General features: G+C 37.8%; 21 protein-coding genes. 11 read left to right on the top strand and 10 right to left on the bottom strand.

Features of this window, described 5'->3' with window-relative positions; all coding sequences use genetic code 11:
- Positions 1-4: 4 nt before the first annotated feature.
- The 3 genes from topA to I2F23_RS02300 all read right to left on the bottom strand — a co-directional run bounded on the left by topA (position 5) and on the right by I2F23_RS02300 (position 3,509).
- Positions 5-2,650, bottom strand: coding sequence for a type I DNA topoisomerase (topA, locus tag I2F23_RS02310; protein ID WP_195770976.1), 2,646 nt, complete (start codon positions 2,648-2,650; stop codon positions 5-7).
- A gap of 27 nt (positions 2,651-2,677) precedes the next feature.
- Positions 2,678-3,118, bottom strand: coding sequence for an ammonium transporter (locus I2F23_RS02305; RefSeq protein ID WP_195770975.1), 441 nt, complete (start codon positions 3,116-3,118; stop codon positions 2,678-2,680).
- Between the two features lie 148 nt (positions 3,119-3,266).
- Entirely contained in the window at positions 3,267-3,509 is a 243-nt protein-coding gene (locus tag I2F23_RS02300; RefSeq protein ID WP_023273416.1) for a SlyX family protein, read from the bottom strand.
- A gap of 35 nt (positions 3,510-3,544) precedes the next feature.
- Between I2F23_RS02300 and I2F23_RS02295 the strand changes: the two genes are divergently transcribed.
- The 9 genes from I2F23_RS02295 to truA all read left to right on the top strand — a co-directional run bounded on the left by I2F23_RS02295 (position 3,545) and on the right by truA (position 13,109).
- Positions 3,545-5,440 carry an ATP-binding cassette domain-containing protein gene (locus tag I2F23_RS02295; RefSeq protein WP_195770974.1) on the top strand — a complete coding sequence of 632 codons (1,896 nt, stop codon included), beginning with the start codon at positions 3,545-3,547 and terminating at the stop codon, positions 5,438-5,440.
- 269 nt (positions 5,441-5,709) lie between these two features.
- Positions 5,710-6,042, top strand: a complete 333-nt coding sequence (locus I2F23_RS02290; RefSeq protein WP_195770973.1) for a darcynin family protein — start codon at positions 5,710-5,712, stop codon at positions 6,040-6,042.
- A gap of 51 nt (positions 6,043-6,093) precedes the next feature.
- Positions 6,094-6,483, top strand: coding sequence for a tautomerase family protein (locus I2F23_RS02285; RefSeq protein WP_195770972.1), 390 nt, complete (start codon positions 6,094-6,096; stop codon positions 6,481-6,483).
- Positions 6,484-6,577: 94 nt separating this feature from the next.
- Positions 6,578-7,513, top strand: a complete 936-nt coding sequence (locus I2F23_RS02280; protein WP_195770971.1) for an LpxL/LpxP family acyltransferase — start codon at positions 6,578-6,580, stop codon at positions 7,511-7,513.
- Positions 7,514-7,780: 267 nt separating this feature from the next.
- Positions 7,781-8,899, top strand: coding sequence for an aspartate-semialdehyde dehydrogenase (gene asd, locus I2F23_RS02275; protein ID WP_195770970.1), 1,119 nt, complete (start codon positions 7,781-7,783; stop codon positions 8,897-8,899).
- 110 nt (positions 8,900-9,009) lie between these two features.
- Positions 9,010-10,053: a FimV/HubP family polar landmark protein gene (locus I2F23_RS02270; protein ID WP_195770969.1), complete on the top strand. Its 1,044-nt coding sequence runs from the start codon at positions 9,010-9,012 to the stop codon at positions 10,051-10,053.
- A 52-nt stretch (positions 10,054-10,105) separates the two neighbouring features.
- Positions 10,106-11,272: a hypothetical protein gene (locus I2F23_RS02265; RefSeq protein WP_195770968.1), complete on the top strand. Its 1,167-nt coding sequence runs from the start codon at positions 10,106-10,108 to the stop codon at positions 11,270-11,272.
- A 54-nt stretch (positions 11,273-11,326) separates the two neighbouring features.
- The gene (locus I2F23_RS02260) at positions 11,327-12,298 is read left to right on the top strand and encodes an asparaginase domain-containing protein (RefSeq protein WP_195771028.1); all 972 of its coding nucleotides are present in this window, start codon (positions 11,327-11,329) and stop codon (positions 12,296-12,298) included.
- A gap of 13 nt (positions 12,299-12,311) precedes the next feature.
- On the top strand, positions 12,312-13,109 hold the full coding sequence (truA, locus tag I2F23_RS02255; protein WP_195770967.1) for a tRNA pseudouridine(38-40) synthase TruA: 798 nt from the start codon (positions 12,312-12,314) through the stop codon (positions 13,107-13,109).
- Here truA and I2F23_RS02250 read toward each other — a convergent pair.
- On the bottom strand, positions 13,106-14,131 hold the full coding sequence (locus I2F23_RS02250) for an AraC family transcriptional regulator (protein WP_195770966.1): 1,026 nt from the start codon (positions 14,129-14,131) through the stop codon (positions 13,106-13,108). The two genes, truA and I2F23_RS02250, sit on opposite strands and share 4 nt — an antisense overlap.
- A gap of 211 nt (positions 14,132-14,342) precedes the next feature.
- Here I2F23_RS02250 and infA point away from each other — a divergent pair, with 211 nt between their 5' ends.
- Positions 14,343-14,564: a translation initiation factor IF-1 gene (gene infA, locus I2F23_RS02245; RefSeq protein WP_004718087.1), complete on the top strand. Its 222-nt coding sequence runs from the start codon at positions 14,343-14,345 to the stop codon at positions 14,562-14,564.
- Between the two features lie 119 nt (positions 14,565-14,683).
- Here infA and I2F23_RS02240 read toward each other — a convergent pair whose 3' ends face one another.
- The 5 genes from I2F23_RS02240 to leuC all read right to left on the bottom strand — a co-directional run bounded on the left by I2F23_RS02240 (position 14,684) and on the right by leuC (position 18,923).
- Entirely contained in the window at positions 14,684-14,974 is a 291-nt protein-coding gene (locus tag I2F23_RS02240) for a hypothetical protein (RefSeq protein WP_195770965.1), read from the bottom strand.
- Positions 14,975-15,020: 46 nt separating this feature from the next.
- Entirely contained in the window at positions 15,021-16,097 is a 1,077-nt protein-coding gene (gene leuB, locus I2F23_RS02235) for a 3-isopropylmalate dehydrogenase (RefSeq protein WP_195770964.1), read from the bottom strand.
- Positions 16,098-16,173: 76 nt separating this feature from the next.
- Positions 16,174-16,749 carry a hypothetical protein gene (locus I2F23_RS02230; RefSeq protein ID WP_195770963.1) on the bottom strand — a complete coding sequence of 192 codons (576 nt, stop codon included), beginning with the start codon at positions 16,747-16,749 and terminating at the stop codon, positions 16,174-16,176.
- A 93-nt stretch (positions 16,750-16,842) separates the two neighbouring features.
- Positions 16,843-17,493, bottom strand: coding sequence for a 3-isopropylmalate dehydratase small subunit (gene leuD, locus I2F23_RS02225; protein ID WP_195770962.1), 651 nt, complete (start codon positions 17,491-17,493; stop codon positions 16,843-16,845).
- An 11-nt stretch (positions 17,494-17,504) separates the two neighbouring features.
- Complete coding sequence (gene leuC, locus I2F23_RS02220; RefSeq protein ID WP_211140196.1) at positions 17,505-18,923, bottom strand: 3-isopropylmalate dehydratase large subunit; 1,419 nt, start codon at positions 18,921-18,923, stop codon at positions 17,505-17,507.
- Positions 18,924-19,182: 259 nt separating this feature from the next.
- Here leuC and I2F23_RS02215 point away from each other — a divergent pair, with 259 nt between their 5' ends.
- Entirely contained in the window at positions 19,183-20,052 is an 870-nt protein-coding gene (locus I2F23_RS02215; RefSeq protein ID WP_195770960.1) for a LysR family transcriptional regulator, read from the top strand.
- On the opposite strand, the gene I2F23_RS02210 is transcribed toward I2F23_RS02215, so the two are convergent.
- Entirely contained in the window at positions 20,049-20,705 is a 657-nt protein-coding gene (locus I2F23_RS02210; protein WP_195770959.1) for an HAD family hydrolase, read from the bottom strand. The two genes, I2F23_RS02215 and I2F23_RS02210, sit on opposite strands and share 4 nt — an antisense overlap.
- Positions 20,706-20,788: the final 83 nt, after the last annotated feature.

The following is a 20,788-nucleotide window of genomic DNA, read 5'->3' as shown; positions in this document are numbered from 1 at the left end:
AGACTTATTGCTCGACCCATTGGCCATCTGTATAAACCAGTCCCCATTTTGTGGTTTTGCCTTCCGCATTCTCAGAACCAATATATTGGCTTTGATTTTTTCGGCTAAAACGAATAATCGTTGCATTACCTTCTGGATCTTGATCTGGTGCCTTCAATAAGAATTGATACTTCTCATCAAGCTGGTCTGCCACAGTACGAAGTTCTGCAACTTTCGGAGCACGTGTTTCACGAATTTTTGGAAATTTGCTGGCTGCCAAGAAAAGTCCTGCCGCACCATCTCTCAACACAAAATAATCATCATTTTTGGTTGAACGTACATGTTCCATTTTAATTGGATCGACACGTGGTGGCGCAGGCTGGCCATTTTTCAAAACTTTACGCGTATTATCACATGAAGTACACGCAAAGTATGGTCCAAAACGTCCCATTTTCAATTGCATTTCTGCATCACACTTATCGCATGGGATAGTTGGACCATCATAACCTTTAATTTTGAACTCGCCTTCTTCAACCTCAAAGCCGTCACAATCAGGGTTATTTCCACAAATATGTAACTTACGTCCGCCATCAATTAAATAACTGTCCATTGCTGTACTACATTTTGGACAACGGCGTTTTGACATTAAGTCGGCTGTTTCTGCCCCTTCATCATCCGATAAAATAGCCAATGACTCTACAGGAGACAGATTAAGTGTACCCTTACAGCGTTCTTTTGGTGGCAGGTTATAGCCTGAACATCCTAAGAAGACACCTGTTGTTCCTGTACGAATCTGCATTGGTCGTTCGCACTGTGGACAATGCACATCGGCAACTTCAACAGGTTCATTACGGCGCATGCCATCTGCACCTTGTGCAGTCGTTAAACGCTTTTTAAAATCGCCATAAAATGTATCGAGTAATTCTTTCCAATTGCGATCGCCTACTGCAACATGGTCAAGTTGCCCTTCAAGATCTGCAGTAAATGCATAGTTCATGAGGTTATTAAAACTCTCATTTAAACGCTCGGTAACAATCTCACCCATTTTTTCTGCGAATAAACGACGATTTTCAAGTTTTACATAACCACGATCTTGAATGGTTGAAATAATTGCAGCATATGTTGAAGGACGACCAATACCACGCTTTTCAAGCTCTTTCACCAAAGATGCTTCGGTAAAACGTGCAGGTGGCTTGGTAAAATGCTGACTCGGATCAAGCTTATTCAGAACAAGCGTTTCACCCACTTGAACTGCAGGCAGTAACACATCATCGTCAGACTTATTCGCACCACGGACACGTGTAAAACCATCAAATACGAGTGTACGGCCTTTGGCTTTTAAATCGATCTCAGATGCTTTGACATGTAATGTAGATGACAAATACTCGGCAGGTGTCATCTGACAAGCAACAAATTGACGCCAAATTAGATCATACAAACGCTGTGCATCACGCTCTGCACCTGCAAGCTGATCGCCTTTTAAAGCCACATTCGATGGACGAATTGCCTCGTGGGCTTCTTGTGCACCTGCTTTATTGCCATAACGATTTGGTTTTGCAGGTAAGTATTTTTCACCATATTCAGATTGAATATGATCTCGCACCATATTTACTGCATCATCACTTAAAAAAGTTGAGTCCGTACGCATATAGGTAATAAAACCAGCTTCATACAGACGTTGAGCGAGCATCATGGTTTTCTTTACAGAGAAACCAAGGCGTGTGCTCGCTGCTTGTTGGAGCGTAGATGTAATATATGGTGCACTTGGATTAACCTTAGTTGGCTTGTCTTCACGCTGTGCAACTTTATATTCAGCCGACTTTAAAATGTCTAAGACGGCATCCGTCTCAGCTTTATTTTTTAGCTTAAGCGTTTTGCCTGCACGTTTAACTGCTTCAAGGCGAATTGCATCTGCCTTAGATTGTGTATCTGCAAAAACTTGCCAATATTCTTCTGGAATAAATGCACGAATTTCACGTTCACGCTCTACAACCAATTTTACAGCCACAGACTGTACACGCCCTGCCGATAGACCTCGTGCAATTTTTTCCCATAATAACGGAGAAATCATAAAGCCAACCACACGGTCTAAAAAGCGACGTGCTTGTTGTGCATTTACACGATCTAAGTCTAAACGGGTCGGTTGTTTAAAAGCTTCTTGAATTGCATTTTTTGTAATTTCATTAAATACAACACGATGGTAACGAGAACTGTCTCCACCAATGACTTCACGTAAATGCCAAGCAATCGCTTCCCCTTCTCTATCCAAATCGGTTGCGAGATAGATTTCATCAACCTCAGAAGCGAGTTTTTTCAATTCTGCAACAACGTGCTCTTTACCTGGTAGCACTTCGTAGTGCGCATCCCAGTCATGCTCTGGGTCTACGCCCATACGCTTTACAAGTGCTTGCTGTGCTTTTACAATTTTTTGATCTTCGGTAAGTTTTGTTCTTGGTGCTGCTTTTTTCTCTGTTGTTTTACTCGCAGAACCGCCTGTCGGTAGGTCACGTACATGCCCTACTGAAGATTTAACAATATATTCAGACCCTAAATACTTATTAATTGTTTTTGCTTTAGCAGGCGACTCCACAATCACTAAAGCGCGTTTTTTTGCAGCCGAGTCAGCACTTGCTGTGGTGCGTTTTGATGTGGATCGAGGAGCATTCGCCATAATGTTATATCTTTCCTATCATTAAAATTAAATTTCTGCTAAAGAAACTAAATACGATTTCATTTGTTCGAGCTGAGTTGCATGAATGTCTGCATCCTCATCCCAATAAAGTCCAATATAGTTCGACTGCATCTCCACAGCATAAATACCTTTTAAGTCAACTTGAAGATGCTGAAACTTATCTGAACCATTTACCACAACCAACTGGTTATTTTCAACGCATGCTCGCATTAGAGGCATCGTTGCTTGTGGCAAGAGAATGCTGTAAAACGCGACCATACTTGCGCGCGTTTCTGTCATTTTTGGTATTTTTGTCCATTCAGGTGCAGGCACCAAACGTGGATGCAGTGACATTTGTCTTGCTTTATCACGCATCATACCAATGGCTTTCTCTCTAGGGTTGATGCGTAAACTAAAAATAGAACCTGCAACAAACACGATAATAATAATGGCGACCCAAAGACCCATTTTTTGTGTTATCTCCCTCTAATGCATTATTAGAGTTACATAAGATGAATAAAAAAGGCAAGTTTCATATAACATGCAACTCTCGCCGTTAAGGTGTGTATAGTAATATTGAATAACAGATTTTCAATCTTTATTCTTCAAATATCACTTAATAGTGTGGTGGTCTGTTGCTCATTGGATCAAATTCAGCAATGCCTTCTGATAAATCAGAAGCCTCTACACGACGATATAAAAGCTGCATTTGCTTTTTTAAATCGGTAATTTCTTGGCTTTGATGAGCCAACTGTTCATTTAACTGTTCAACTAAATCATCTAAAAATGAAATTCGTACTTGCAAATCTTCGATGGGTGCGGAAAATGACGCATGATCATCATAAGGTGGTTTAGTCATTTAACACTCCTCAATTTGAGACACTAGGAAACATTATGGCCTATATTACTTTAAGGGATGTCCAACTTGCATTTGGTGGGCCTGCCCTCCTCGACGGCGCAAATTTTACATTAGAACGTGGCGAGCGAGTATGTTTAATTGGACGTAATGGCGAAGGTAAGTCTACTTTACTCAAACTTATTGAGGGAAGCCTCCATGCCGACAATGGGGAAGTTTTAATTCAAAATGGCTTAACTGTTTCAATGTTAACCCAAGATGTACCCATGGATTCTGGCAAAGTTGCCGACATCGTCGCTGAAGGTGCAGGTGAAGTTGCTCAAGTACTGCAACAGTACAATACTGCAAGCGATGCATGTGTATTGGGTGACATGGAAGCTTGTGAGCGCATGGGCGACTTACAGCATAAGCTTGACCAAATGGATGGTTGGACGCTTGAAAACAAAGTTAATACAATTTTAGGTAAAATGGGATTAGATCCCAATGCCGATTTGGCAGATTTGTCAGGTGGTCGTAAACGCCGTGTACTTTTAGCACGCGCTTTACTTACACAACCAGATATTTTATTACTTGACGAACCCACTAACCATTTAGATGTAGAAAGCATTGAATGGCTTGAAAAATTCTTACTCGAACAAAACAATCTTACATTGCTATTTATCTCGCATGACCGTTCTTTTGTCGACCACCTTGCTACACGTATTGTGGAACTCGACCGTGGTACGCTACGAAGTTTTGAAGGTAACTACTCTCGTTACCTCGAGCTAAAAGCACAACAGCTTGAAGCTGAAGAAAAGCAGAATGCATTGTTTGATAAAAAGCTTGCAGAAGAAGAAGCTTGGATTCGTCAGGGCATTAAAGCACGTCGTACCCGTAACGAAGGTCGTGTACGTGCATTAAAAACATTGCGTGAAGAATCTAAAGCAAGACGTTCACAGCAAGGTAAGGTGAATATGGGCGTACAAGAAGCACAACGCTCAGGAAAACTGGTCTTTGAAATTGAAAATCTTGGTGTAGATTACGACAATATATCACTTATTAAAGACTTCTCTACTGTTGTGGTACGTGGTGACCGTATTGGTCTTGTAGGTGATAATGGTGTAGGTAAAACAACACTTGTTAAAGCCATTCTTGGTGAGATTGAACATCATGGACAAGTGAAAACGGGTACACAGTTAGAAGTAGCTTACTTTGACCAACTACGTAACCAACTTAACCTTGAAAAATCTGTTTCAGATAACGTTTCAGAGGGTTCAGACTTTATTGATATTAATGGTCAGCGCCGTCATATCTTGAGTTACCTACAAGACTTCTTGTTCTCTCCTGAGCGTTCACGTACACCTGTAAAAGCCTTGTCTGGTGGTGAGCGTAATCGTATTTTATTGGCGAAGCTTCTACTCAAGCCTTCCAACCTCATTGTGATGGATGAACCAACCAACGACCTAGACATGGTAACGCTTGAGTTACTTGAAGAAATGCTTGCTGAATATAAAGGCACGTTACTTCTGATTAGCCATGACCGTGCATTTATGGATAACGTTGTTACATCTACATGGGTGTTTGATGGTAAAGGACATATTCAAGAGTACATTGGGGGTTATCAAGACTATCTTGCACAACGTCCTGAACTCAAAACTGAAACTGTGAAGAAAGATACGCCAAAGTCCAATACATCGGATAAATCTGCACAGAAGAAAGTTAAACTGAGCTATAAAGATCAGCGTGAGCTTGAACAGCTACCACAAGAAATGGAGCAACTTGAAGCTGAACAATCTGAACTGACTGAAAAACTTGCTGACGGCTCTTGGTTTGTTAAAGACGCAGATGCAGCAACAAAAGCGAGTCAACGTCTTTCAGAAATTGAAGAACTTTTATTAGAAAAGTTAGAACGTTGGGATACATTAGAAAATATGGTGAAAGGTCACACCGAATAAACCTATACCGATTATAGCTAGCTCATATGAGCTAGCTATATTAAACTCTGGTTTAGAAAATTTATCATATTCTTTCTAAATAATTTTTATTTATCATATGTTTATAATCAAAAAAATTGCACTTCCCGAGCCTGTAAAAATACTAAAAAAATCAGTAGATTTTCTTTATTTTTTAGGTTGGGTATAAATCGATTTATCTATTCAAAAGAAATAGTCATCATTTTAGTGTATTGTGAATACGCTTACCCAAAACTATAGAATTACAAATAATGAATATTATCCAAATTGTTCTCCTTGAATTTTATCCATCTTGGCTTGCCCTTCCTCGTGAAATACGCCGTAAATATGCAAAATCACTTGAAGAAATTATTGCAAAATATCCTGATGTAAAAGTACGTTTTTGTGACTCAGAGGCATTTCCCGGAAGTAATTTTACAGATTTTCTTATTTGTGAAACTGAAAATTTAAAGTCTTACCATTTTATGTGGGAAGAAATTCGTGATACCGAACCTTACACTCGCGGTTATTTCAAAATTAAAGATGTCATTATGGGTGCTGAAAATGCTTTTCAAAGCTATGAAAAAGAAAGTTTAAAAATTTAAATTATTTAGGGTATCCGAGTAGTCAATACCCAAAAAACATAGAGAGATCTCATGTCGCAAATTAAAATTTACGGTTTAACGCATACAATAAATACATATAGAAAAATGCTCTCTCCAGCGATACATAGCTCTCTCATGGAAAGTTTAAACTATCCATCAGAAAAGATTTTTCAGAGATTTATAAAGCTTGAGCCTGAAGATTTTATATTTCCTCAAGACCGTAGCGAAAACTATCTGATTATCGAAATATCTATGTTTGAAGGACGTTCTACTTCTGCAAAGAAACAGCTCATTGCATCATTATTTAAAAATATAGAAACCGATTGTCAGATTTTACCGCAAGATATCGAAATCACTATTTTTGAAACACCTTTAGAAAATTGGGGAATCCGTGGCAAAGTTGCAAGTGAATTAACACTTAACTATCAAGTAAAAGTTTAGTGATGAAATTCATCATTTTAAATATCAATCTATCAACCCTAAAAGCATATCGTGCTAAAATCACGCCCACTTTTCACTGGTTCATTACACGTATATGAGTACGCAACCTGACTATATTCCTGGTAAATTTTATTGGTCTTTTTTATTGCCAAGATATTGGAATGTATGGATTTCTATTTGTCTATTGATGCTTTTGGCCGTTTTACCTTGGTCAGTTCAACGTATGATTTCACGTACGCTTGCAAAACTTGCTTGGAAACTTCTAAAGTCACGAAGAAAAACCACCATCCGCAACTTAGAAGTTTGTTTTCCTGAATGGTCTCAAGAAGAAGTTCTTCAAAAAGCTCAACAGGTTTTTGTAGATATGATGCTTGGTACATTCGAAACCCTCAATGCTTGGTATAAACCCTATTGGTTTAAAAATAGAGTTACCATCGAAGGACTTGAACATATCACTCAAGCACAAGCTTCTGGTCAAGGTGTACTTCTGCTTGGAACACACAGTACATTGCTCGATGCAGGTGGTTATATCTGCTCACAATACTTTGAACCCGATGTCGTTTATCGACCACAAAACAACCCCCTACTCGACTTAATCATTTACCGTTGTCGTGCGACTATTTATAAATCACAAATAGACCATGATGATATGCGTGGCTTGATTCGCCATTTAAAAGATGGTGATGCAATTTGGTATAGCCCTGATCAAGATTTCGGTTTAAAGCAAGGCATTATGGCACCTTTTTTTGGTGTGCCTGCGGCAACCGTTACTGCCCACCGTCGTTTATTAAAGATTTCTAAAGCGGTGGCTATTCCTTTATATTTTTACCGTTATGGCAGTGAAAGAGATCCTAAGTATCATATTTTAATTGAGCCAATTGTTGAAAATTTACCTTCTGAAGATGAATTAGATGATGCAACACGCGTGAACAAAATTATTGAAACTCAACTTCGCATTGCACCTACACAATATATGTGGTTTCACCGCCGTTTTAAAACTCGCCCTGAAGGATACGAGCGCATTTATTAAAATTAAACCTCTAATCTACTATAGCAAAGAGTCATTTTTAAGCAGATACTTGCATATATATCGCCTAAAGTCGTATATGCACCTTAATCGTGCTAAGTCACTTAAATACATCATCTTTTTTTGCCTTCAAAATAAGATGATGAAATCTCAGCTATTTACTTAAAAATTATCGTTTTTTTCAGCCATATATCGTTTGCACTTAAAAAGATGTTTGATACACTCAAAGATCACATTTATTTTTTACACACAGTACCGAGGCAAAATGACATGAAAGTAGGTCTGGTCGGTTGGCGTGGAATGGTTGGTTCCGTTCTTATGCAACGTATGGTTGAAGAAAATGATTTCGAGCACTTCGAGCCATTTTATTTTTCTACCAGTAATGCAGGTGGTGAAGCACCTGCTTTTGGCGGGAAGACCGCCCCAGCACTTATGGATGCAACAGACATTAAGAGTCTGAAGCAAATGGATGTTATTATTACCTGCCAAGGTGGAGACTATACCTCATCAGTTTATAGTCAACTCAAAGAAACAGGTTGGACAGGTTACTGGATTGATGCTGCATCGACTTTACGTATGAAAGATGATGCGATTATTGTTTTAGATCCAGTCAACTCAAACGTAATTAAAAATGCACTTGCTAAAGGCACCACAACGTTTGTAGGTGGTAACTGCACAGTTTCTCTCATGCTTATGGGTTTAGGCTCTCTTTTCCAAAACAACTTAGTTGAATGGATGAGTGCCATGACATACCAAGCTGCTTCTGGTGCAGGTGCACAGAACATGCGTGAACTACTGACAGGTATGGGTTATCTCTATAACAATACCAAATCATTGTTAGATGACCCAAAATCAGCAATTTTAGATATTGACCGTCAAGTTGCTGAACTACAACGTGGTGAACAGTTCCCGAAATCGAACTTTGGTGTACCGCTTGCTGGCTCACTCATTCCATATATTGATAAACAGCTTGAAAATGGTCAGTCAAAAGAAGAATGGAAAGCACAAGCTGAAACCAATAAAATTTTAGGCAATACCAACATTATTCCAATTGATGGTCATTGTGTACGTATTGGTGCTATGCGTTGCCACTCTCAAGCACTTACCATTAAATTGCGTAAAGATGTGCCACTCAATGAAATTGAAGACATGATTGCACAATCAAACCAATGGGCAAAAGTGATTCCAAATACACGTGAAGCATCTATGCATGATTTATCACCAGTAGCTGTAACAGGAACACTCTCTGTACCTGTAGGTCGCTTACGTAAATTAAATATGGGTAAAGAATACCTCGGTGCCTTCACTGTAGGTGATCAACTACTTTGGGGTGCAGCAGAACCACTACGCCGCATGCTTAGAATATTGATCGAGTACAAACAAAATTAAGAAAATGCAAAAAGCTAGTTAAAATACTAGCTTTTTTTTTAAATCGTTTACATTCGATTAACATATCGCTACATTATATAGGATGCCTATTTTTTGTTTAGTAATGTCTAATGACTTCTTACCATAAGCTTTCATATGCCATTTTATGTCTTGGTATATCGCAATTTAGCCATGCGCTTACATTTGGTCAGCCTAATATTCTGTCTACAAAAGCACAGCTTTTGTATATGGAAATCCCGTATCAAGGTGCAATTTCTTCGAATATTCAAGCAGATATTGCCGATGATGATGACTTAGTCAGTTTTGATTCACTCAAAGCTGAGATTACAAGTGACCTAAACGTATTCCTACGCAGTACAGGCCCGAATACAGGGGTAATTACAGTCACATCTTCTCGGCCTATCTATAACGGTGATGTTCGCTTTGTTTTAAAAGCAAAGGATGGAAATGGTCAATACTTAAAATTAATTGAACTTCCTTTTAAAGTTACTCATCCAAATCAAAGTAATGCACCTACAGTTCCGATTAATAAACCAAGTATTCATACAGACCAACCTCTCATTCCAATTACCATATTGAATGAAAGACAAATTTCAAAAGGATCTGTAAAGAAAAATCTAAAACAAGGCGTACAGCAAAAAGCGATTGTTACCTCTCAAAAACAGGCTGAGAGCAACAATACATCTGATCATACTTATACGGTAAAGCAGCAAGATACTTTATGGTCTATTTCTGCACGTATTGCACAACAAACCAATCAATCAATCTATGCTGTCATGCAACAAATTCAACAGATGAACCAACATGCATTCATCCATGGGAATAAAAATCGTATTAAAAAAGGTGCTGTTTTAGACGTAAGTGATGTCAAAAGAGCGACTATTCTTTCTAAAACGACACATACTGAAATGACTGTCATTGCCGATAAAAATGCAAATAGCCAGTCGACAAGTAATGAATTGACTACACCAAAACAAGGTTTACCATCTGATTCTAAACAGCAAAAAGAAGTTACATCTTTAGAAAGTGAAATTGCACAACTTGAGCATGGTTTGCAAAATAAAAATATTAAGCTTGAGATATTAGATGCTAAACTAGCTAAGATTCAAGAATTGCTTAAACAGCAAAATGCGCAAAAGCATGCAGCAGAATAGAATCTGATTGTAAATTTTCAGATCTTCTAAAATTTTATGGGGTATTAATACTATGTTGCTTTCCATCATTTCAGCCGTTGTTATACTTTTAATCATTGCGGTCGTGATTATAAAAAAGCGCAATGCTGAAGCACCAAAAACACAGCCTAAAAAACCGTCAGATCTAAAAACAACAACAGAGAATCAAGCTGAACAAAAATCATCTGCTGCCTCTGAACAACCTAAAGCAGATGAAAGCCTGTATTCGCAAATTCATACATTGATTGAACAAGAGAACTATTCTGCTGCTGAAGCACTCATCAATCAATCTTTAAATAAAAATCCTAAGCAATCTAAGTTATATCTTGTATTACTTGACATTTATCAGAAACAAGACGATGAACTTGCTATTAAGCAATTAATTAATCAACTGCGCTCTTCAGAACTTTTTGAATCACTTAAAGAAGTTAAAGAAAAAAATAATGCGTATAAAGAAGCAAAAAGACAAGAAGAAGAGGCTAAAAAACCAACTTCTCAAGAGGAAGTAAAGAAGGATGTTTTCTCTAAAGAGACTCAATTTACCAATCAAATTAGTCATGAAGAACTGCTTGGTCAAGCTGTAAGTCAGCCAAAACCACCAGTATCTGAACAGCCTAAAAAACAAGAAACATCTGCACCTAAAGAAACTGTAAAAGTTGAGCCTCAACCTGAACAAAGTACGACAAAAAAAGAAAGTATTCCACAAAAGGAAAAAGCTTCAGAAGACTTAATGCCACTTGACTTTACGTTTAATAAAAAAAGTGAAGATCAAAAAGAAGCACCAAAACCAGACACAACACCTGAGCCAGAGAAAAAGGCTGAACCAAAGGTAGAAGAAGCACCGACACTCAACTTCGATACAAAAGTACCCGAAGAACCAAAAGTTGAATTAGAACAACCAGCGGAAAAGTCGACCAAAGCAACTGAAGACAGCTCATCAGATACGCCAGAACTAGCTCCGCTTAACCTAGATTTTGGGAATACTTCATCTACAAAAATCGATGAAAATGATGTTCTTGTTAAAAACTTTTCAGAACTCAAAACACTTAATGAAAATGCACTAAACATTGATCTTGCAGAACAGTATATTGCATTTGGTGAAAAAGAACGTGCGAAAGAACTTCTGACTGACCCTAAACAAGATTACTCAGCAGAAGAAAAGCTGAAAGTAGATAAGTTATTAAATAGCATAGCATCTTAAAGCGCTTCGTTTTAATATAAGCAGTCATTCTTGACTGCTTTTTTTATTTTATATATGTCTAAAATTGCATTAATTTATATGGGTGGTACATTTGGTTGTGTTGGCACACCATTGAGCCCAATGCCAGAAAGTCAATTCCTACCTCAACTCAAAAATGTGTTACCCACTTATTATCAAAATAAAACTGATTGCTTTGCAGCACCCGACATTATTGACAGTAGTGCATGTACAGCACAAGAATGGTTGAAAACAATCCAACTTATTCAAGAGTTAAAAATAGATTATTCAAAGTTTATTATTGTTCATGGAACAGATACCCTCAGCTATGCAAGCGCAGTTTTTTCTTATTTTCTAGCACAATCAAGTTGTACAGTTCTTACAGGTAGTCAATACCCCCTACTTACAGTTGAGGGCAAACAAGTAAGAGAAGAGACTGATGCTTTCGATAATTTAATTTTTGCTTTAGAGCAAGTCGAAAGATACGATCGTGGCGTCTATCTTGCATTTCATCACCATCTCTACCATGGTCATACTACAATTAAACATCATACAACTGCACTACATGCGTTTGAAGGAATACCTGCTCACGAAGAAATTGTAACTCCTCAACAGCAATATGTCGTAACCAATAAAGATATTACGCGTGCAACCACGCTAAATCTGATCAACTGGATGATGCAACCCGTTTCAACAGAGTTTTTAGTAAAAAATCTAAGTCTTATTACAAATGAACCACCGCACTTTCTTATTTTGCAAGGATTTGGCACGGGAAATATTACTGTAAATGATCAAATCATTAAAATTCTTCAAAAATTGAGAGAAAGTGGCTGCTTACCGATTCTCACAACACAAGTTACTTTTGGTGAAATAGACCAGAGATATGCTGTAAGCCGTTGGGTAAGCGATGCTCAAATACTTACAGCAAATACACTAGGACATGCGCATATATATGCAAAAATTTTATATCTCTATTTGAAACATATTACAGTCGAGCAATGTGCTTTACACTGGTCTAATGAACAATAACAAAGGCAATTTTATGCAACGCTATGCTATTGGAATTGAATTCTGTGGTACCCATTATCGAGGTTGGCAAACCCAACAAACAGGCGTACGTAGCGTACAACAAACCTTAGAAGATGCGCTCAGTCATGTGGCTAACCATCGAGTAGATGTTCATGGCGCGGGTCGTACAGATGCACAAGTACACGCAACAAATATGATTGCTCATTTTGACAGTCCATCTATTCGAACAGACCGTGCGTGGATTATGGGTACAAACAGTAAGCTACCTAAGGATATTTCAATTCAGTGGATTAAACCAATGAGTATGGATTTTCATGCAAGGTTTAAAGCGATTGCTCGGCGCTATCGATACATTATTTATAATGCACCTCAGCGCCCTGCACTGCTACATAAACAAGTCACGCATGTATATCACTCATTGAATGTTGAAAAGATGCAATTGGCAGCCAAAAAATTTGAAGGTACACATAACTTTGAAAGTTTTCGTGCAGCCGCTTGTCAATCTAATCAACCTGTTCGTCATGTTCAGCACTGCACACTTACACCTCATGGACCATTTTTAATTTTAGATATTCAAGCAGATGGTTTTTTACACCATATGGTTCGAAATATTGTAGGTTGCCTGTTAGAGGTTGGTCAGGACTGCTTTGATGTATCTCATATAGACAACATATTTGCAGCCCAAGACCGAAAAGCAGCAGGAGTTACAGCACCACCAGATGGATTATACTTTATACAAGCTTACTATCCTGATGCATTTGAACTTCCAAGACCATCTTTAGGGCCACAGTGGCTTAATTGGCCTGTTTAAATAGATGATGTAAGAGGACTTTGTTTACGTCTACGATATTCGATAGGCGTTTCATTGGTCCACCGTTTAAATGCTCGGTAGAAAGTGCTTGGTTCAGAAAATCCAGTTAAGCAGACAATATGATCAATACTTTCATTACTATTTTTCAGTAATTTCTTGGATAAACGGCAACGATAGTCTGTGAGTAATTCTTGAAAGCTGGTATTCGCTTCACTCAATTGATGTCTCAATTGTCTTGCACTCATTCCTAAATCTGTCGCAATCATTTCAAGGGTTAATTCACCCTTCTCAAGCATTCGACCAATCACCTCTTGTACGTTGTCAATTAAGTCATAACGTACCAATTCTTCTAGTTTTTTGGTTGCAAATCTTTCATGAAGCGTAAGTAGCTCCGGTTCAGCTTGCCATAACTGATAGTCTAGAATTTTCTTATCAAAATATAATCGAGTTTCTTTTTGACCTAAGGACACAGAGCAACCATAAATTGCTTCATATTCTTTTAAATCGGCACCTTTACTAAAGTCAAAATCGATACGTAATGGTTCAAAGAGATTATCCGTCATAAATTTAAAAAACTGTATCACACCAGACATAGCACACTCTGAGAAGTGACGATTAACCAAATTATTTGGTCTGGCCTGCGTTATATTTTTTAAGTAACATAACTCACCATCAATCACTAGTTTTGCTTGAAATGCATCACTAATTAGTCGCTGATACGGTAAAGTTCGTTTTAATCCTTCTCCAAAGGAAGAGCTACTCACAAAGAGCTGTTCGATAATTTGTCCACGAAATAAAGGCAGGTGCTGCCCCAAATGTAAACCAATATCATTGTCACGACTCAATGCAATCATTGCTCTCCAAAACGAAAATTGTGCTCTTTGAGGGACTCTTTGATATAACCGCATATGATCTTGAGTAATACCTGCTTTTTTCAAAATATTTTCTACAGGTAAACCAGACCTTGTGATCGCTTCATAGGCTAAGCGTAGGACTACTGCCCCATCTGTTCGTTGTTTCACAACGATTATCCTTATTTATTATCATTCTTAAGCTTAGATTAACTACTATTATAAAAACTCTCAATATGAATATGTCAGTTTATTGAAATATTTTGGTCCAATTTTATTCATTATCGAAAGTTATTTCTAATCATCCTTTTGGCCTTGCTTGTTTTCGATAAGTAATTTGTATATAATTTGCGCCTTGTTAATTCATTCATTCAGGTAGGCTATGGCCAATAAAGAGGAACTAATTGAGTTCGAAGGCGTTGTCACCGAGACGCTTCCTAATACTATGTTTCGTGTTCGTTTAGAAAATGGTCATGAAGTAATTGCTCATATTTCAGGAAAAATGCGCAAACACTACATCCGTATTTTAACTGGCGATAATGTAAAAGTTGAAATGACACCTTACGACTTAACAAAAGGTCGTATCACTTACCGTGCGCGTTAAGTATTAGTCGAAGCAAAAAAAGCCACTCATTTTAAAGTGGCTTTTTTTATATGTCTTATTTAAGTATTCAAAGTTTGCCAATTTGATTCTTTTGTATATGAAAAAATAAGAAAAGCCAATCATGTGCCAATAGGAAAACCTAACAGTAAAAAGCAAGCTAACATCCTTGATAAAATTTTACCTAGTTTTTTCCACTTACATACCTCGCTATATGCTTTGAAATGCATTGCAATCATGAAAACCAAGAAACACATATAACCCATTGCTACATGGTCTAACGATTGATTTGCACCAAATGACAGCACAGCAATGATGACAAAGATTACGAGATAGAAAATACCCACCCCTAAATGAAAAGCTGACAACTTTTTATTTAACAATACAAATTTGGCCTTAAATAAAAAATGCATAGCTCTACCTAAATATAGCCATGCATTACTCAACCCAAAACTAATCCTATAAAGCGTTTACAACCGCTTCTCCCATCGCTGCGGTTCCCACTTTCTTCATGCCTTCAGAATAAATATCTGCAGTTCTTAAGCCCTGATCTAACACAGTACCTACTGCCTCTTCTATCGCTTTTGCCGCAGCTTCTTCTTTAAACGTGTAACGTAGCATCATGGCTACAGACAAAATCGTTGCAAGCGGGTTTGCAATATCTTTCCCTGCAATATCTGGTGCCGAACCGTGACATGGCTCGTACATTCCTTTACCATTTTCATCTAATGATGCAGATGGTAGCATCCCAATTGAGCCCGTTAACATTGCAGCTTCGTCAGAAAGAATATCGCCGAACAAATTACCTGTAACAATCACATCAAATTGTTTAGGTGCACGTACCAATTGCATGGCAGCATTATCTACATACATATGAGAAAGCTGAATATTTGAATAGTTCTCAGCGTGTTCTTGGCTTACTGTTTGTTTCCAAAGCTCCGTCACTTCCAAAACATTTGCTTTATCTACCGAACATACTTTACCACCACGTAAACTCGCTAGATCAAACGCAACTTTAGCAATACGTTTAATTTCAGACTCTGAATAAACATCTGTGTTATAGCCTTGCTTTTCGCCATTTTCTAACTCACGAATCCCACGTGGTTGTCCAAAGTAAATACCACCAGTCAGCTCACGGACAATTAAAATATCCAGACCTGCTACAATTTCAGGTTTCAAGCTCGAAGCACTCGCCAATTGCGGATATAAAATTGCAGGACGAAGATTTGCAAATAGGTTGAGCTCACTACGAATTTTTAATAAGCCACGTTCAGGGCGTATAGAGCGCTCAATTTGATCCCACTTTGGTCCACCAACAGCACCTAATAAAATGGCATCGGCTTTTTTTGCTTGATCACTTGTTTCTTTTGGATATGGCTCACCATATTGATCAATTGCTGCACCACCAAGTAAACCATGCTCCCAATCTAAGTTCAGATTGAATTTATGATTAACTGCTGTAAGCACCTTCTCTGCTGCTGTAACAATTTCTGGGCCAATTCCATCACCTGCGAGAATAAGAATTTGCTTTGACATATAGGATTCCATAGATAAAAGTTATGATGATGTCATCAATCAAAAATATGCCAGCACGAGATATATTACTTACTCATTATCCTGCTTTTTGTTCTATAAACTCACCAAGCCCATTTAACACATTATAAGGCTTGCAGAAACGGCGAATGACTTTCTCATTTTCCATGAGCTTCACACACAGCGGGTCTGGTACAGAAACACTAAGTAAATTATTAGAGCGTTTAATACGATCTCGATACATGACAAACTTATAGTGTTTATTCGGTTTAAAATTTTGTATAACGTTAATTTTTTCAGCGCGGTCGGGAGATATTGGATAAAAACGAATAACAACTTCATGTTGTTGTGCAGGTAAGGTCAGAAAAATTGCATTTGAATCAAATGTAGACCTTTGCTTTAATCTGACATAACCTTGCCCGATCGCACTTGGATTAATCAGATGCGTAGACTCATCAACAATAACAATATTATTGATACGCTCAAACTCACAGTTTGCAGTCCCTTCACAATAAACCGTCGCCACTGTAGAGCCTAGCTTAGGTGCACTATAACGAATATTTGCAGTTTCTCGTGCATGTTGGAATGTCTGACAAGAGGCCAATAACATTCCACACATTCCCCAAAGTACACTTTTACCAATAATATTCCGCATGACAAATGTTCAACCTAACAACATAAAAGTAAAAATAATTCACCTTATGTTAGCAATAGTTATTCAATTTCGCCATCACTGAAATATAGCAATTTAGTCAATTAGATCTTGAAAAACCCAAGGACGTGTTTGTTTAGTTTTTGCTTCATAGCTATGAATAACATCACTATCTTGTAAAGTGAGCCCAATATCATCTAAACCATTTAATAAACAATGCTTACGGAAAGGATCAACCTCAAAATGAAACACTGTACCTGATGGCAGACGGACTTCCTGTGTCTTTAAATCGACCGTTAATGCATAACCTTCTTCAGCTTCACATTCCTTAATAATCTGATCAACTTCTTCTTCAGACAAAATGACAGGTAACATGCCATTTTTAAAGCTGTTATTAAAGAAAATATCTGCATAACTTGGTGCAATGACAGTTCTAAAGCCATATTCATTTAAAGCCCAAGGCGCGTGCTCACGACTTGAACCACAACCAAAGTTTTTACGGGTCACTAAAATTGTCGCACCACGATAACGTGGCTGATTAAGTACAAAATCTGGATTCTTTGGTCGCTTAGAGTTATCTTGACCAGGATATCCTTCATCTAAATAACGCAACTCATCAAATAAGTTATCCCCAAAACCAGTACGTTTAATTGATTTTAAGAACTGCTTAGGAATAATTAAATCTGTATCTACATTGGCACGGTCTAATGGTGCAACAATACCTTCTTCAGTCGTATAAGCTTTCATTATAAAACTCCTTAGAATGTTCTTACATCAACAAAATGACCAGCAATTGCTGCTGCTGCTGCCATGGCAGGGCTCACAAGATGAGTTCTACCCCCATTACCCTGACGACCTTCAAAGTTTCTGTTAGATGTTGATGCACAATGTTCACCTGCTTGTAATTTATCGGCATTCATTGCTAAACACATAGAACAACCAGGTTCTCTCCATTCAAATCCTGCTTCTAAGAAAATTTTATCCAAACCTTCTTTTTCTGCCTGAGTTTTAACAACACCAGACCCTGGTACAACCATCGCCTGTTTAATACTTGTTGCAACCTTGCGACCTTTAACAACTGCAGCGGCCGCACGTATGTCTTCAATACGAGAGTTCGTACATGATCCAATAAATACGCGATCTAAATGAATTTCAGATAATAGTTGACCTGCTGTTAAGCCCATATACTGATACGCACGTGTCCAGTCATTACGCTGTACATCATCTTTAGCTTGCGTTAATGTCGGTACAGCTTGCGAAACAGGTATTACCATTTCTGGAGAAGTTCCCCAAGATACTTGTGGTTCAATCTCTTCGCCTTTCATTTCAATCACTGTATCGAAATATGCATCTTCATCAGAGTGAAGTGTATTCCAATATGCAACCGCTTTATCCCAGTTTTCAGCTTTTGGCGAGTAAGGTCTATCTTTTACATATGCAATAGTTTTTTCATCAACAGCAACAAGACCTACTCGTGCACCTGCTTCAATGGCCATATTACATACTGTCATACGTCCTTCAATAGACATATCTCTAAATACTTGTCCACCAAACTCAATGGCATGACCTGTACCACCAGCTGTTCCAATTTTACCAATAATGGCAAGAACAACATCTTTCGGAGTAACACCTTGTCCTAATGTACCATCTACACGAACAAGCATATTCTTCATTTTTTTCTGAACTAAACACTGTGTTGCCAATACATGCTCAACTTCGGATGTTCCAATACCATGTGCTAAACAACCAAATGCCCCATGTGTTGCTGTATGTGAATCTCCACATACCACTGTCATGCCTGGTAATGTTAAACCTTGCTCAGGACCAACCACATGAACAATACCTTGACGCACATCATTAATACCAAACTGTACGACATTAAATGACTTACAATTATCATCTAAAGTTTGTACTTGAATACGCGATGTATTGTCTTCAATACCTGCAATACCTTGGTCACGCTCTTTTTTAGATGTAGGTACATTATGGTCAGGCGTTGCTACATTTGCACTTAAACGCCAAGGTTGACGACCTGCAAGCTGTAGACCTTCAAATGCTTGCGGTGACGTTACTTCATGAAGTAGCTGACGATCAATATAAATTAAACTCGAGCCATCATCTCTTTGCTTAACTAAATGGTCATCCCACAATTTGTCATATAAAGTTTTGCCTGCCATGTCGTGATACTCCATTGGACTGGGTGTTTATGTTGGTTGTTATCTTTGATTATATAATTCAAAATTAATAAATCTAATTTATCATTTTTATAAATCAAAAAACTTTTAGGAATAAATGTCTAATTAAATGAGTGTAACAATTTTAAATAGTAAGGTATGTAGTGGCTTTATTCTAAAAATGTATTTGCACATAAAAATAATAAAAAGTTATATTAAGATTAAATATGCATAACATTATATTATTTATAAGGGTGAAATTATGAATCTTGCTGCATTTGAAGCCTTTGTGAAAGTCATGGAAACAGGCTCTGTTTCTCTGGCCGCAGATCATCTATTTATTACTCAGCCTGCAGTTACCAAGAGAATTCATAGCCTAGAAGAATACTTTAATGTCACCTTATTCGAATCTGCGGGAAGAGGAATTAAACCAACACATGTTGCTTATTCTCTACTGCCTAAAGTAAAAACTTGGCTCAATGAGCTTGGTGATATTCATCACAACCTAAGCCATCAACACGAGCAAGTACAAGGTCGCTTAAAATTAGGAACAAGTCATCATATTGGATTACATCATGCTCCACCTTACTTGAAAAGCTATGTACAGCAATATCCTCATGTCGAGTTAGATGTAAAGTTTGTTGACTCAGAACAAGCACACGAGCAAGTACTTACGGGTGATCTAGAACTCGCCTTTCTTACTTTACCGCCGACTGGCGATGACAGACTCTCTTATTTGCCTATTTGGGAAGATCCACTGGTTTTTGTAGCATCACCATTTCATCCCTTAGCAAAAGTTTCTAATTTAGATTTAGAGCAACTTACACATTACCCAAGTTTATTGCCTGCAGCAAAAACTTATACGAGTCAGATTACACTGGCGGAATTTGAAAAACGTGGGTTACGCCCGAAAACCAGTATGACCAATAATCCACTAGAATCTATTCGAATGCTTGCCTCCATTGGTGTAGGATGGTCTGTTTTACCAAAAACGCTCATTAACCAAGATTTAAAACAACTTGATTTAAACTTTGAACTTAAGCGTACATTGGGTCTCGTATGGCACCCTTCTCGCAGTCAGTCCAAAGCAGCGGAAGCCCTCATTCAGTTGGTAAAAATGACACAGGCTTAAGCGTTTAAAGACCAATCTAAAATAGGCCACCCTTTTTCATTGGCAAGCTCAATTAATTTTTTATCAGGTGAAATAGCGGTGGCATGATCTACGTATTCAAGTAAAAAGCGATCATTAAATGAATCTGAGTACGCCCAACTTTCCGTAATGGTTCGCCCATCAAGCCATTGTTTCAGGCGAATCAACTTACCCTCTTGGAAACAAGGTGTTCCTGCCACTTTGCCAGTGTAAATACCATCTTTTTGCTCGGCTGTCGTTGCAATAACATGTTTAATGCCAAATTCATGAAAAATAGGTGCCGTAATAAAATCACTGGTTGCTGTAATTCCAACAATTTCATGGCCTAATTGCTGATGATGCTGAATCATTTTTAATCCTTCTGTTCGCATCATTGGTCGAATTACTTTTTGCATAAAACACGCATGTAGCTCATTTAATCTATCACGATTATTTTTTGTTAAAAACTCAAATACAAATTCATTATATGCAATTGGATCTAAACACCCTGCTTTATAATCTTCATAAAATTTATCATTCATTTGTCGATGGTACGCTGGATCCACAAGTCCCTCTGTCACCAAGAACTCTCCCCAAGAGTGATCGGAGTCTGTATCTATTAAAGTATGATCAAGGTCAAACAAAGCCAATTTCATGAAAATTCTCATTTAATTTGAAAAATAAAGAAAAAAAATGTAAATCAATCACCGCTTAAGGCAAGAAATTCGTTAAGATCATA

The organism is Acinetobacter pollinis (assembly GCF_015627175.1).
GTDB classification, from domain to species: Bacteria; Pseudomonadota; Gammaproteobacteria; order Pseudomonadales; family Moraxellaceae; genus Acinetobacter; species Acinetobacter pollinis.
The sequence above is the reverse complement of the archived record's forward strand: the minus strand, read 5'-3'. Positions and strand labels throughout refer to the sequence as shown.